Origin of the sequence: Rhodococcus jostii RHA1 (assembly GCF_000014565.1) — a bacterium.
Classification (GTDB): Bacteria; Actinomycetota; Actinomycetes; order Mycobacteriales; family Mycobacteriaceae; genus Rhodococcus_F; species Rhodococcus_F jostii_A.
In genome coordinates this window covers 4,063,370-4,075,372 of the sequence record NC_008268.1, presented here as the reverse complement: position 1 = coordinate 4,075,372, position 12,003 = coordinate 4,063,370, and the positions used below count along the sequence as shown (strand labels likewise).

At 67.7% G+C, this 12,003-nt stretch carries 11 protein-coding genes; 3 read left to right on the top strand and 8 right to left on the bottom strand.

The annotated features are described in order from the left end of the window. Positions 1-54: 54 nt before the first annotated feature. From RHA1_RS18765 to RHA1_RS18755, 3 genes are read right to left on the bottom strand one after another with little or no spacing between them, the layout of a single operon-like run. Positions 55-1,533 carry an aldehyde dehydrogenase gene (locus RHA1_RS18765; protein ID WP_011596412.1) on the bottom strand — a complete coding sequence of 493 codons (1,479 nt, stop codon included), beginning with the start codon at positions 1,531-1,533 and terminating at the stop codon, positions 55-57. A 15-nt stretch (positions 1,534-1,548) separates the two neighbouring features. Beyond that, positions 1,549-2,580 (bottom strand): 4-hydroxy-2-oxovalerate aldolase, encoded by a 1,032-nt coding sequence (gene dmpG / locus RHA1_RS18760; RefSeq protein ID WP_011596411.1) that lies wholly within the window; start codon positions 2,578-2,580, stop codon positions 1,549-1,551. Then, the gene (locus RHA1_RS18755; protein ID WP_011596410.1) at positions 2,577-3,455 is read right to left on the bottom strand and encodes an acetaldehyde dehydrogenase (acetylating); all 879 of its coding nucleotides are present in this window, start codon (positions 3,453-3,455) and stop codon (positions 2,577-2,579) included. The genes dmpG and RHA1_RS18755 overlap by 4 nt, the downstream gene beginning before the upstream one ends. A 222-nt stretch (positions 3,456-3,677) precedes the next feature. Between RHA1_RS18755 and RHA1_RS18750 the strand changes: the two genes are divergently transcribed. Then, on the top strand, positions 3,678-4,760 hold the full coding sequence (locus tag RHA1_RS18750) for a VOC family protein (protein WP_009476949.1): 1,083 nt from the start codon (positions 3,678-3,680) through the stop codon (positions 4,758-4,760). A 309-nt stretch (positions 4,761-5,069) separates the two neighbouring features. Here RHA1_RS18750 and RHA1_RS18745 read toward each other — a convergent pair whose 3' ends face one another. The 3 genes from RHA1_RS18745 to RHA1_RS18735 all read right to left on the bottom strand — a co-directional run bounded on the left by RHA1_RS18745 (position 5,070) and on the right by RHA1_RS18735 (position 7,599). Beyond that, a complete protein-coding gene (locus RHA1_RS18745) occupies positions 5,070-5,330 on the bottom strand; it encodes a hypothetical protein (RefSeq protein ID WP_011596409.1) in 261 nt (86 codons plus the stop codon). A 2-nt stretch (positions 5,331-5,332) separates the two neighbouring features. Further along, positions 5,333-6,922 carry a GMC oxidoreductase gene (locus RHA1_RS18740; RefSeq protein ID WP_011596408.1) on the bottom strand — a complete coding sequence of 530 codons (1,590 nt, stop codon included), beginning with the start codon at positions 6,920-6,922 and terminating at the stop codon, positions 5,333-5,335. Between the two features lie 125 nt (positions 6,923-7,047). Next, positions 7,048-7,599, bottom strand: coding sequence for a TetR/AcrR family transcriptional regulator (locus tag RHA1_RS18735; RefSeq protein WP_039950637.1), 552 nt, complete (start codon positions 7,597-7,599; stop codon positions 7,048-7,050). A 47-nt stretch (positions 7,600-7,646) separates the two neighbouring features. Between RHA1_RS18735 and RHA1_RS51200 the strand changes: the two genes are divergently transcribed. Further along, the gene (locus RHA1_RS51200; RefSeq protein ID WP_192815106.1) at positions 7,647-7,952 is read left to right on the top strand and encodes a hypothetical protein; all 306 of its coding nucleotides are present in this window, start codon (positions 7,647-7,649) and stop codon (positions 7,950-7,952) included. Here RHA1_RS51200 and RHA1_RS18725 read toward each other — a convergent pair. Beyond that, the gene (locus RHA1_RS18725) at positions 7,949-9,454 is read right to left on the bottom strand and encodes an APC family permease (RefSeq protein ID WP_011596405.1); all 1,506 of its coding nucleotides are present in this window, start codon (positions 9,452-9,454) and stop codon (positions 7,949-7,951) included. The two genes, RHA1_RS51200 and RHA1_RS18725, sit on opposite strands and share 4 nt — an antisense overlap. A 163-nt stretch (positions 9,455-9,617) precedes the next feature. Between RHA1_RS18725 and RHA1_RS18720 the strand changes: the two genes are divergently transcribed. Then, a complete protein-coding gene (locus RHA1_RS18720; RefSeq protein ID WP_007296219.1) occupies positions 9,618-10,247 on the top strand; it encodes a TetR/AcrR family transcriptional regulator in 630 nt (209 codons plus the stop codon). A gap of 9 nt (positions 10,248-10,256) precedes the next feature. Here RHA1_RS18720 and RHA1_RS18715 read toward each other — a convergent pair whose 3' ends face one another. Continuing rightward, a complete protein-coding gene (locus RHA1_RS18715; protein ID WP_050787327.1) occupies positions 10,257-11,870 on the bottom strand; it encodes an amidohydrolase in 1,614 nt (537 codons plus the stop codon). Between the last annotated feature and the right edge of the window lie 133 nt (positions 11,871-12,003).

Below are 12,003 nucleotides of genomic sequence, written 5' to 3'. Positions count from 1 at the left end.
AAGACGATGGCCGGGACGGTGGGTACCGCCCCGGCCACTGGTGGACGAGTTCGATCAGCTCCGCAGGCGGATGGTGACCGCTCGGGGCTCGGTGAAGAATTCGCGGGAGTACTGGCCGCCCTCGCGTCCGAGGCCGCTGCTGCCTTCGCCACCGAACGGCAGTCGGAGGTCGCGCTCGAAGAAGGTGTTGATCCACACCGTGCCGGCCTTCCACCGTGCGGCCATGCGGTGCGCACGGTTGAGGTTGTCGGTGAACAGAATCCCTGCCAACCCGTACGGCGAGTCGTTCGCGATGCGCAGCGCCTCGTCCTCGGTGTCGAACCCGAGGACGGTCTCGACGGGCCCGAAGATCTCCTCACGCGCGGTGCGCGAGTCGTTGGTGAGCCCGGTGATCACCGTGGGCGGGTAGTAGAAGCCTTTCGCCCGCGCATCGTCGGTGAGCCGCGACCCACCGGTCACGACCTTGCCGCCCTCCTCCTGGGCCAGTTCGACGTAGCCGTGCACCTTCTCGAGGTGTCTTTGCTCGATCAGCGGGCCGAGGAAATTCGACGGGTCCTTCGGGTCGCCCACGGTGAGTTTCTTCGCCTCCTCGGTGAACCGGTCGAGGAACTCGCCCATGATCGAATTCTGCACCAGCAGGCGCGACCCGGACAGGCACACCTGCCCGTTGCCGCCGAAGATCGCCCGGATCGACATCGGAACAGCGACGTCGAGGTCGGCGTCGCCGAAGACGATGTTCGCGGACTTGCCGCCCATCTCCGCCGAGACCGGGGTGTGGTTCACCGCGGCGGCCTGGAGGATCCGCACGCCGGTGGCGCTCGAACCGGTGAACGTGATCCGGTCGACCCTCGGGTCCGCGGTGAGCGGACCGGCGACGGCCTCGCCCCCGAATCCGTGGACCACGTTGAGCACGCCTTCGGGAAGGCCGGCCTCGAGGGCGAGTTGCGCGAACCGGTGCGCGGTGAGCGGCGTCTGCGGCGCGGGTTTGAGAACGGTGGTGTTGCCGAAGGCCAATGCGGGGGCGATCTTCCACGTCGCGAGCATCAGCGGCGCGTTCCACGGGCTGATCGCCGACACCACCCCGGCGGGTGGGTACAAAACGTAGGAGAGCAGGTCGCCGTCCGGGTAGGCCTCGTTGGCGGCCATCGACACATAGTCGGCGAAGAACCGCAGATTGTGTGCCACCCGCGGGATCTCGGCGTGCAGGGACTGGTTGATGCTCTTGCCGCCGTCACGGGTCTCGATCAGCGCGAGTTCCTCACGGTGTTCGTCGACCTTGTCGGCTACTGCGTGCAGGATCTTCGCACGCTCCTTCGGCGACATCCGCGGCCACGGACCGTCATCGAATGCGGTGCGGGCCGCGGTGATCGCGGCCTCGCCGTCGTCGGCGGTTCCGCGGGGGACCGTCGCGAGCAGTGAACCGTCGTGCGGATCACGGGTTTCGAAGGTCGCCCCGTCCGAGGCGGCCGCCCAGTCGCCACCGATGAGGTGACGAACCTCGGTCACCCCGGGTACGGATTCCGTCGTGGTCATGGTGCTCCTTGCCTGTCAGACCCCGGCCGGGGCCGGGGTCTCGTAGGTGCGGCCTGCGAGTTCGGAGGCGACGTCGATGATCATGTCTTCCTGACCACCGATGACACCGCGACGACCGAGTTCCATGAGGATGTCGCGGGCGGGCACCCCGAACTTCTTCGCGGCCCGCTTGGTGGGGTGGAAGAACGTGGAGTACACACCGGCGTAGCCGAGGACCAGTGCGGTCTCGTCGACGATCTGCGGTTCCTTCATCAGCGGTGCGACGACGTGTTCGGCGGTGTCGATGAGCGGGAAAAGGTCGACCCCGGTGTCCCAGCCGGCGCGTTCGAACGCGGCGGCGAGGACCTCGGTCTGCGCGTTGCCGGCGCTGGCGCCGAGACCGCGCAGGGACCCGTCGATGAACGTGGCCCCGTTCTCCGCGGCGGTCAGCGCGTTGGCGATCCCGACACCGAGGTTGTTGTGGGCGTGGAACCCGATGTCGGCGGTGATGGCCTGCCTCAGGGCGGCGACCCGTTCACCGGCGTGCCGGGGAACCATGGCGCCGGCGGAGTCGACGACGTAGACGACGTCGGCACCGTACGAGTCGAGTTTGGCGGCCTGCTCGGCGAGGGGTTGGGGGTCGAGCTTGTGGCTCATCATCAGGAACGTCATCACCGTCAGGCCGTGCTCCTTGGCCCACTCGACCGGCTGCTGCCCGCAGTCGGCCTCGGTGCAGTGCACCGCGACGCGGACCGTTTTGATGCCGGCGTCGATGGCCTGCTGCAGTTCGGCGAGGGTCGCGATGCCGGGCACGTAGAGGGCGGCGATGTCGGCGTTCTCGACGGCGTCGACCGCGGCGCGCACGTAGTCGGGGTCGGTGGCGGCGGCGAACCCGTACTGGATCGAGGAGGCGCCGAGTCCGATGCCGTGCGCGACCTCGATGGTCGGCACGCCGGCCTTGTCGAGGCCGCGCGCGATGTCGGCGACGTTCTGCGGGGTGAACTGGTGCGACACGGACGACATGCCGTCCCGCAGGGTGGTGTCGACGATCGTGATCTTCTTACTCACTGTGCTGCTCCCTGGACGAGGTTCTGCTGGGCCATGACGTCGGCCACCTGGACGGCGGCGGCGGTGATGATGTCGAGGTTGCCGGCGTAGGTAGGCAGGAAGTCGCCGGCGCCGACGACCTCGAGCATCACGGTGACCAGGTCGCCGTCGACGTCGACCAGGCGCAGCGAGTAACCGGGGACGTACCGCTGGACCTTGGCGACCATGTCGACCACGGCGCGTTCGATGGCGGCCGGGTCGGGGTTGCGGACCTTGGCGTAGACGGTGTCGCGCATGTTCATCGGCGGTTCGGCCGGGTTGATCACCGAGATCGCCTTGGCGCGGTCGGCGCCGGCGACCTGGGCGAGGGCGCGGCCGGTCTTCTCGCTGAATTCGCTGAGGTTCTGCCGGGTGCCGGGGCCGGCACTGTGGGAGGCGATGGCGGCGACGATCTCGCCGTAGGAGGCGTCGGCGACCTCGTTGATGGCGTAGAGGATCGGAATGGTGGCCTGGCCGGCGCAGCTGACCATGTTCACGTTGGGTGCGCTCAGGTGCGCGTCGAGGTTGACCGCGGGGACGACGTACGGGCCGACCGAGGCCGGGGTGAGGTCGATGGCGGTGATTCCGGCGTCGGCGTAGCGCGGCGCCGCGGCGGCGTGGATCTTCGCCGAGGTCGCTTCGAAGACGAAGTCCGGCAGTTCCGGCTGAGCGAGCAGCCAGTCGAGTCCGCCGGCGGAGGCTTCGAGGCCCTCCTGGCGGGCCCGGGCCAATCCCTCGCTGTCGGGGTCGATGCCCACCATGCACACGGGTTCGACGTGCTCGGACCGCAGCAGCTTGTACATCAGATCCGTACCGATGTTCCCGGATCCGACGATCGCGGCTTTCAATCGACTCATCTTCTAGGCCTTCCCTGGGCAGGCGGGGTGATGCGGTCGACGCTAGGAAGAATTCGCAGGTCCGGGACCGGCGATTCGGCTGTGCCGGACAGCGAGCGCCATCACGCGACCACTGTTCGGCTATCACGAAAAGCGCTGACCGCCCCGGACCCCGTCCGCCACGCTCGTGACATCGACCACAACCGGTGCAGCAGGCCCGGACGTCGGAAACCAGGAGAAGCCATGAGTGACGCTCGTTTCGACATCGCGCACCTCGCCCGTGCCGAACTGTTCAGCCCCAAACCGCAGGAGACGCTGGACTTCTTCACGAAGTTCCTCGGGATGTACGTGACCCACAGGGAAGGGCAGTCGGTGTACCTGCGCGGATACGAGGACCCGTATCCGTGGAGCCTGAAGATCACCGAAGCACCCGAGGCCGGGATGGGCCACGCCGCGATGCGGACGAGTTCTCCCGAAGCACTCGAGCGACGGGCCAAGTCACTGACAGACGGCAACGTCGACGGCACGTGGAGCGAAGACCAGTTCGGGTACGGCAAGACCTTCGAGTACCAGTCACCCGACGGGCACAATCTGCAGCTGTTGTGGGAAGCCGAGAAGTACGTCGCTCCCCCGGAACTGCGGAGCAAGATCCTCACCCGGCCGTCCAAGAAGCCGCTGCAGGGTATCCCCGTCAAGCGCATCGACCACCTCAACCTGATGTCGTCCGACGTGACCGCGGTGAAGGACTCCTTCGAACGGCACCTCGGATTCCGGACCACCGAGCGGGTCGTCGACGGCAACGTCGAGATCGGGGCTTGGATGAGCTCGAACCTGCTCGGTCACGAGGTCGCCTGCATGCGCGACATGACCGGCGGGCACGGCAAGCTGCACCACCTCGCGTTCTTCTACGGCACCGGGCAGCACAACATCGACGCCGTGGAGATGTTCCGCGACTACGACATTCAGATCGAAGCCGGCCCCGACAAGCACGGCATCACGCAGAGCCAGTTCCTGTACGTCTTCGAACCGGGCGGCAACCGCATCGAGCTGTTCGGCGAGGCCGGCTACCTGCACTTGGACCCGGACGCCGAGACCAAGACCTGGCAGATGTCCGACATCGACACCGGACTGGCCGTCGGAGGCGCCAAGCTGCCGTGGGAGTCGTATTTCACCTATGGCACCCCGAGCCCGCTGTCCCTGGACCAGCACATCGAAAAGTACGCCCACTTCGGGCCCGGTGCCCCCGATCCCGACGCCCTCGCGGCGGAACTCTCCGTCCCCGACGAGTTGGAGCACTCCCGCGCTGTCGCCGACGCGTCGCTCTGACGCACCCTCGGTGAGCGCCAGGGTGGTCGCGGCCTCGTGCCGTGACCACCCTGGCGTCGCGTCGTCTTCGCGATCGAAGACCCACCGGTGTCCGTTCACTCTGCAGCCCTCGGCGATCGGGGTGTCGTTCAACCGGTCGACGATGTAGGACACGGCGCCGTTGGTGTCGTAGCCGTCGATGAGTTCGGGGCCGAAGTGGTTGGGGATGGTGGTGCCCGGTGCGGTGGGCGGAAGGTCGTTGGTGCGGGGCGTCGATGAAGGTCCCGGTGACCGCTGTCGGGGAACCGTCCTGCAGCCGCGACGTGTACATCACCCGCTGCCCGGCCAGGTGCCGTCCGTTCCGGGCACCGAGGCGAACAACGGCATCGGTTCGGTGCGGATGATCGACCCCGGAGCCGACGCGAATTCGGCTGGCGGAGTGTAGACGTCGTCGCCGGGGGCGGCGTGTGCAGGATGAGCGCCGGCAGTGAGCGCGACCACGGCGGCTATGCAGCTGACGACGGTGAGGACGGCGACCCGGACAGCGTGCGGTGTGTGCGAGCGGCGAAGACGAGAAGGGGTGGTGTGCATGGTCAGATCACCGTGCCGACGTCTCGGGCGACCAGGTGGTCCAGGGCGCGTTCGGCGACCGCGGCGATGGTCATCGACGGGTTGCATGCCGCGGTGTTGCCGGGCATCAGGGCACCGTCGAGCACATACAGTCCGCGCTGGCCGAGCACCCGGCCCTCGAGATCGCAGACCGAGCCAATCGATGCCCCGCCGAGCGGATGCCAGGTTGAGGGGAAGAGCGAATTAGTGTCCGTGAGTATGGATCCCGGCCCGGCGATCTTCCGCACCATCGGGTCGATGCGGCCGTTCTGGATGACGGTGTCGCCTTCCCGCGGCCAGCGCAGTACCGCGTCGTCGGTGGCCGAGTCGTACACGAAACTCCCACGGCCTTCACTGACGCCGTAACCGACGAGCATGGTGCTGCGTGCGTCGAGGGACAGTGGTGGCATCGACGCCTGGATGACCGTGACGGCGGTGGCGGGGTCGTCCCAGTTCAAACTGCCGTAGACGACCGGGCCGCCCTGCGGAGCGCCGAATTCTTCTTCGAGGCTCGTCCAGACATAGATTCGGTCGGCGTTGGTTCCCCAACCGGTTCCGAGTTCGTCCGGCAGATCCGGGATGCGGCCCGTCGACGCGGCACGCACCAGCAGCTTTGTGGTGCCCACGCTTCCGGCGGCCATCACGAGGGCATTCGTGGTGAGGATCTTGTTCTCGAGTACGTTGCCGGACGTATCGATCCGGTCGACGTATACCGTCCAGCGGCCGTCGGCGGCTCGCTCGACATCGGTGACCTGGTGCAGGGTTTCCACCGTCACCCGGCCGGTGTCTTCGGCGGCAGCAATGTAGGTGACGTCGACCGAGTGCTTGCCGCCGTTGTTGACACCGAGGGCGCCGTCGCCGTTGGTGTACGAGGGTTTCATCCGGCCGCGGAGTTCGTCGAGCGCGAAGTTCCAGTCGATCGGCATCGGGATCTTCGACACCGGGAGCCCGGCGCGCTGCACGTTCTGCGCGAACACCCTCGCGGCCTGGTAATTCGGGCTGTCGATCAACTCGTCGGGGGCGACAGCGAGCCGCAACATCCGCGCGACCCGCGGGTAGTGAACCCGGTCCATGGTGGCCCAGTCGAGCGCTTCGGGCAGGTGCGTGTTGAAGACGGCCTCGGCCGGTTGCAACGTCATCCCTTGGTAGACGAGGGAACCACCGCCGACGCCGGCGGCACACAGTGCGGTCATGTTGTCGCCGGGCACCGCCTCGAGCAGACCGGTGTACGGCTCCAGCGCCACCGGCTCACCGAACAGTTGCGGACTGGACCGGTACCAGAGGATGCGCTTGTCCGGGGCGGTCGCACGGGGAAAGGTGTCCGCGTCCGGCCCTGTGGGCCAGCGTATTCCACGCTCGAGCACCAGAACAGGCACGCCGGCCTCCGCGAGCCGGAGCGCCGCGACGCCGCCGCCGAACCCCGACCCGACGACGATGACTCGGTGATCTTCGCGGGTGAGCGGCACGGTAGTCCGGCGGCCTCCGGTCCCGGCCTGCGCGATGCGCGGACTCGCCAACGCGACCCCCGCGGCAGCGGCCCCGGCCAGAAAGGAGCGGCGATTGAGTGCAGACACAGATTTCCCCCAGATCACAGACGGACTCGGCGAGATGTCGAAAGATCAGCGTGGAGCATTTCTCTTAGGCGAGCTCAAACTAGACACTCTGAGCGAGATGTGTCAAGAAGTAACTGTGACTGCAGTTACGAGCTGGACGGCATCGCCGGCGCCAGCCAGCGGGTGAGAAACCGGCGAAGGTCGTCGTCGGTGTGAACGGCGTCGTCGTCGAAGAGGACGACCGACAGCGCCAGCCGAAGTGCGATCTCCACGATGTCGTCCAGGCTCGACTCCACGCCGGGATCGCGCTCGACGAGGGGCGCGAGCAGTTCGCGCGCTACGGGTTTCGCGCGGGACATCATGCCCGTGTCGAAGACAGGGTTTCCCCGTTCCGCCTGGAGCAGGGTAGCCAACACCGGATGCGCGCGCACGGCGGCCCGGCCCGCGACGATGAGTTCGACGACGTACCCGCACGTGGTGTCGGTGGCGTTCGATCGCGAGTGGATCCCGCCCAGCACCTCGACGGCGAGACCGGCGATCGCCTGCGACACCAGCTCTTCGCGCGACCCGAAGTTGGAGTACACGGTCTGTCGCGTGACGCCCGCACCCTGCGCCGCCGCCGCGATGGTGACCCCCTCGAAGCCGTCACTCGCGATCAAGTCGAGCGTGGCGTCCAAGATCTTCCTCCGCGACCGCATGCGACCATTATCGATCACGATCCCGTGGACCCGCACCGTCGCTATTCGTGCTGCGGATAGACCCTTTTCAGTTCGGTCTCGTCGGCTCGCCCGCAGCCGAATTGGCCGATGACTTGCCAGAGCCGTTCCGTGAATCGAGTTTGGCACATCCCGAAGTTGACGAGGGTCTCCTCCTCCGGGGGGCCGCCGAATGGTGCCCAGGCCCGGGCGAAGTCGAGGATGTCGTCGATCTCTTTGCCCGGTCTCGGCTGCCGGGCGCGGTGTCGTTCGGCTTCTCGTCGTCGATCGCGCCACCGACGGTAACGCCGGACGTCCACCTCGAACTGATCCGATTTCTGCGCAGGCACGGCTAGGTGGCCTTGCGGGGCTGGATCGGACTGTTGCTCACTTCGTCGGGCGGAACCGACAGTTCGGCGTCCACGTCGGTGGTGCCCAGCTGGGCAAAGAGATCGGGATCGCGTCGCGCGAGCCGCGCACCGAGCACCAGCCCGATCGCCAGGCTTACCGGTGTGACGGCGACGAGGACGGTGTTCACGGCGGGTCCCGCGGCCGTGAGCAAGTCCATCTTGGCCACGATCAACCACGTCGCGTAGCTCAACATGGCGAGGGCTGCTGCCGGCGCTACCCGCACCCTCCACACCGAATGCCCGCGGCGATCCCGCCAGAAGAATGCGAGTACGGCTGCGGCTGCCATGGCCTGGAGTACGACGATGCCGACGACGCCGGGCGAATTCACCCAGAGCAGGAGCTGAAGGTAGGGGTCGGCGCCGGCGAGCGCGAATCCGACGATCACGACCATCGCAAGCAGACTTTGCACGGCGCTCGCCACGTACGGCGACTTGTAGACCGGGTGCAGTCTGCCGAGGACCCGGGGCAGTACGTGCTCGCGCGACAGCGCGAAGGCGTAGCGGGTGATCGCGTTGTGGAAAGCGAGCAGGCTGGCGAGGATGCTCGTGATGATCAGCAGTTCCATGAGCGTGCTCGCCCAGCCGCCGACGTAGTTCTCGATGGCGTCGAAGTACATGGCGGCGGGATCGGAGGCTGCGAGCGCGAGCGCCTGATCCGGGCCGTAGGCCTGGATGATGATCCACACCATGAAGGCGTAGAAGAGGCCGAGGAATGCGACCGCCAGGTAGGTCGCCCGGGGGATCGTCCGGGAGGGATCTTTCGCTTCCTCCCGATACAGGGCGGTCGCTTCGAACCCGATGAACGCGGCGAACGCCAGGGTCAGCACCCCACCCAGGCCGGGGCTGAAGACGTGGGCGGGAGCGAACGACTCGGCGCCGAGCCCCTCGGCGCCGCCCCGGAGAAGGACGGCGGCCGCGAGCAGGACGAGGATCCCCGTCTCAGCGGAGAGCAGCAGGATCAGGAACCGTGCGCCGACATGGACCGACCGCGACCCCAGGAACCAGACGAGCCCGACGCCGATCAGCGACCACAGTCCCCACGGAAGATTCAGTCCGACCAGATCCGCCATGGTGGACTGGGTGAAATACCCGAGGGCGCCGAAGATCCCGATCTCGAGGGCGTTGTAGGAGACGAGGGCGAGGACCGCGGCCGCGAGGCCCCAGCGGGGGCCGAGTCCGATCGAGATGTACGAGTAGAACGCTCCCGCGTTGTGGATGTACTTGCTCATCGCGGTGAAGCCGATCGCGAACACGCCCAGCGCGAGTCCGGCCAGGATGTACCCGCCGGGCGCCCCGATTCCCGCGACGTTCAGGGCCAGGGGAGCCACCCCCGCCATCACCAGCAACGGCGCGGCGGCCGCCACGACGAAGAACACGATGCCGGAGGTGCCGAGGGCGCCGCCTTCCAGCTGCGTGCCGGAGGCGGGTCCGGGTGCGGATTTCTTCATGAGGGACTTCTCCAGTCAGGGCAAGGGCGCGGCGGCGGGGAAACCGGGGGCGCGGATACGCGACGAGGTTCTAATCGAATGTGTTTCGATTAGACTAGAGCGTTGTGACCGGCGCCACAAGGGCATAATCGAATGAATTTCGATTGGAGAGGTGGGTGCACCGATGGGCAGACCTCGCGTCGCACGCCTGGACCGCGAACGCATCGCGGAGGCGGCGCTCGAACTGGTCGATCGTGACGGCGACTTCAGAATGCCGGACCTCGCCCGGCACCTGAACGTGCAGGTGTCGTCGATCTATCACCATGCCAAAGGCCGCGCGGCCGTCGTCGAACTGGTTCGCCACCGCGTCGTCCGGGAAATCGACGGATCGGCCTTCGAGCGCCTGCCCTGGGATGAGGCCTTCTCCGAATGGGCCCGGTCGTATCGGGCAGCGTTCAGCAGGCACCCCACCGCCATCCGCCTCCTGGCCACCGAGACGGTGCGCGATCCCGGCTCGCTCTCGGTGTACCACTCGGCGGCGGCCGGACTGCGCGGCGCCGGCTTCCCGGACGACCACATCATGGCCGTCATCACCGCCGCGGAGAATTTTCTCCTCGGGGCCGCCCTGGACGCGGCCGCGCCGGAGGTCATGATCGAAGCGGATTCGACGACGACCGACGACGCCCTGACGCGGGCGCTTGCCGCCGCACCCCGCGGCCCGGAGAGGGCCGAGCAGGCGTTCGAACTCGGCCTGGCGGCCCTGCTGGCGGGCTTTCACCACCTCCTGCAGGAATGCGGCGCGGTGCAGCGGTAGCGCCGAACCTCAGTGAACCTGCGTGCCGCCCAACCAGGTTCGGGTCACGGCAAGCTCACTGAGCGCCTGCGTGGACGACAGGTCGTAGGGGTCGACCGGCAGCTGAATCATGTCGGCCCGCATTCCCGGCCGGAGGCAGCCCCACAGGTTCTCCTCGAATCCCTGATAGGCGACGCCGGCCGAGTATGCGGCGAGGGCCCGTTCGAGGCCGACGCGTTCGCGCGGCAACCATCCTTCGGTCGGTACGCCGGACGGGGTCTGGCGGTGAATCGCGGTGGCAATTCCCTTGATCGGCTCGTAGGCGGTGATGGGCCAGTCACTGCCGAAGGCCACCCGTGCACCTCGCTCGGTGAGGGTTCCGATGCGATACTGCTGCGCGCTTCGTTCGGCCCCGATCCGCGGAATCGTCAATTCCGTCATCAGGGCGTCGAGCTGGGCCCACAGCGGCTGGAAGTTGGCGACCGCCCCGAGGGACGTGAACCGGTCGAGGTCGTCACCGTCGACCAACTGCAGATGCGCGATCGTGGCGCGCCGATCACGCGGACCGTTGCTGCGGTCGACGTGCTCGATCGCATCGAGCGCCATGCGCACCCCGGCGTCGCCGATGGCATGGATGTGGATCTGGAACCCGAGCCGGTCCACTTCGGCCGCAGCCCGAGACAGTTCGTCCGTCGTCCAGTTGCTGATGCCGTGGGAGTGCGGACAGTCCGTGTAGGGCGCGAGAAGCGCTGCCGTACCGGCCTCGATCACCCCGTCGGCGAAGAACTTGACCGTTCCCGCCCTGATCGCGTCGCCGCCCCGTTCCTCGACCTTCCGCCGCGCCAGGACGAACGCCTCCAAGTCGGCCTCCCAGGTCTCCGGGGTGGCACGAAACGCGAGGTTGGCACGGGTCGACAGCCTCCCGCCGTCCGCGGCGGTCAACCAGACCTCGACGTCGTCGAGTTCGGTCCACGCGTCCTGCACCCACGTGATGCCCGCGGCGGCCAGCATCTTCGACACCGTCGCCAGCGCATCGACCCGATCGTCGAGGGTCACCTCCGGCACCAGCGCGAGAACAGGATTGATCGCTCCCCATTCACGCAGGGTGCCGAGCAGCTCACCGTCGGCGGTCCGCACGATCTCTCCGCCTGCCGGATCCGGGGTGTCCCGGGTCAGTCCGGCACACCGCAGCGCCGCACTGTTGACCCACGCGGTGTGATGGTCCATCGTGCGCAGGACCACCGGCCGGTCCGGCACCACACTGTCGAGCCACCGGGCCTCGAAGCGCCCGCTCTCGGCGAGCGTCGGAGAAACCCCGTCGCCGAATACGCAACCGGCTCCGGGATTCTCGTCCGCCCACCGGCGCACCTCGCGCAGGACCTCGTCGACGCTGCCGCAGTCGCGGATCGAGGCGCCGCGCAGACCGAGCCCGCCCATCAGCGGGTGGACGTGCCCGTCGCCGAACGACGGCAACAACGCGCCCCCACGCAGGTCGATCAACTTGGTGCGGCTCGACTGCATGGCACGAGCCCGCTCCCCCAGCGCGACCACGCGCCCGCCGGCCACGGCGAGCGCGTCGGTGACAGGACTGTCGGGATGACCGGTGCGCACCGTGCCTCCGACGACGAGCAGTTCGGCGTCCACGGCACCTCCTTCAAATAATCGAATATGATTCGATTAAGCTAGGCCGCGCCCGGGCCTGCGTCAAGAGTTGCCCGGTCGCGGGGCGGAAACCCGGAGTTCAGCTGCCCCTCTTGCGAATCGTAGACCGGTCGTA